This window comes from Microbacterium sp. Leaf351, from assembly GCF_001423825.1.
Taxonomy (GTDB): Bacteria; Actinomycetota; Actinomycetes; order Actinomycetales; family Microbacteriaceae; genus Microbacterium; species Microbacterium ginsengisoli.
This window is the reverse complement of the sequence record NZ_LMPK01000001.1, coordinates 84,818-85,873: the sequence shown is the minus strand read 5'-3', so window position 1 is coordinate 85,873 and position 1,056 is coordinate 84,818. Positions and strand designations below refer to the sequence as shown.

The following is a 1,056-nucleotide window of genomic DNA, read 5'->3' as shown; positions in this document are numbered from 1 at the left end:
GAACACGAGTGCGGCGACACTGAGCTGCCACGGCACGCTCGCGTCGGCGCCGCCCGTGCCCGAACGGGCGAGCGACGCCGTCAGCAGCACCATGATCGGCCAGTGCCAGAGATAGATCGCGTACGACCGCGCGCCGATCCAGCGCAGCGGCGGGGTGTCGAGGGCGCGTCCGAGCACGGCACCCGGCCACGTGCACGCGAGGATCACGACACCCGTCAGCGCGCTCGCGGCGATGAGAACCCCGGGGAAGGTCCATGCCGTGGCGGTCTCCGGCAGCAGCGCCAGCGCGACGAGTGCCGCGGCGGCGGCCGATCCGGCGACGAGAAGGATGCCGCGCGTCGCCCGTCTCCGCACCCACGGCCGCGCCGAGGCGCGCACGGCGGGGAGCGCGAGTGCCAGCGCGGCGCCGAGCAGCAACCCGAACGCGTGGCTGTCGGTGCCGAAGTACGCGCGGGTGATGGCCCCGCCCGTGGCCCCGCCGGTGACGGCGTCGCCGGCTCCGCCGGCCGCATCCCCGGGGGCCGAGGCGACGAGCACCGCCATCCAGACCGCGGATGCCACGGCCGCGACCATGACGACGGCGATGCCCGCACGGCGACGCCCGATCGCGAACCGGCGCGCGCGTCGCCCGATGAGCACGCCGAGCAGCAGCACGAGCGGCCAGAGCACGTAGAACTGCTCCTCGACGGCGAGCGACCACAGGTTGCGGAACAGCTCGGGGGCCGTCTGCGCGAAGTAGTCGCCTCCCGAGGCGACGGCGAGCCAGTTGTAGCTGAACGTCGCCGCCCCGAGCACCTGGCGACCGAGGTCGGTGAGGATGTCGCCCCCCACCGCCAGTGCGATGCTCGCGCACACCACGACGACCAGCACGAGCGCGGGCAGCAGGCGGCGGGCGCGACGGCGCCAGAACCCTGCGAGCGAGATGCGGCCCGTGGCATCCTTCTCTCTCGTCAGGAGCGACGTGATGAGGAAGCCGCTGATGACGAAGAAGACGTCGACGCCCAGGAAGCCGCCGACGAACGGCCCGCCCGGGAACACGTGATAGGCGACGACCAG

The 1,056-nt window shown here is 73.5% G+C and carries 1 protein-coding gene; it reads right to left on the bottom strand.

Annotated features, from left to right (window positions below; genetic code table 11):
• The coding region (locus ASG00_RS14145; protein WP_162238307.1) for an acyltransferase family protein at nt 1-1,056 on the bottom strand (1,056 nt) is incomplete at both ends.